General features: G+C 71.4%; 1 protein-coding gene. It reads right to left on the reverse strand.

Features of this window, described 5'->3' with window-relative positions:
• A partial coding sequence (locus AC1DSF_RS31060; RefSeq protein ID WP_478184155.1) for a type II toxin-antitoxin system RelE family toxin occupies positions 1-270 on the reverse strand: 270 nt, incomplete at its 3' end.
• Positions 271-406 lie beyond the last annotated feature (136 nt).

The following is a 406-nucleotide window of genomic DNA, read 5'->3' on the forward strand; positions in this document are numbered from 1 at the left end:
GCGCGGGGCGATGTCGAGGACGTCGACGGTGCCGGTGCTCTCGTCGGCGGTGTAGCGGACCCGGTAGGTGCCGCGCTGGGCGCACCACATGCCGGCCAGCGAGTCGCACAGCGGCAGGCCGACCTCGTAGGGCTGCATGAGCAGCGGGCCGGTGATGAAGCGGTAGGCCGCGCACGCCACCGATTGGGGCAGCCGGTCGGTGAGCGCCCGGCGGGCTTCGGGGGCGATGCGCAGGAGATAGGCCCCCGGGCGGACTTCGACGTCAGCCATCGCTCTGTCTCCGCTCGGCCATGATCTCGGCCAACTCCTCGACGGTCGCGTAGTTTCCGGCGGCGATGTCGCGCCGGGCCTGGTCGATGCGGATACGTGCGGAGCTGTCGTTGAGGAGGGCGAGGGTCTCCTGGAG

The sequence above is a fragment of the Variovorax sp. 01N429 genome (assembly GCF_056399425.1).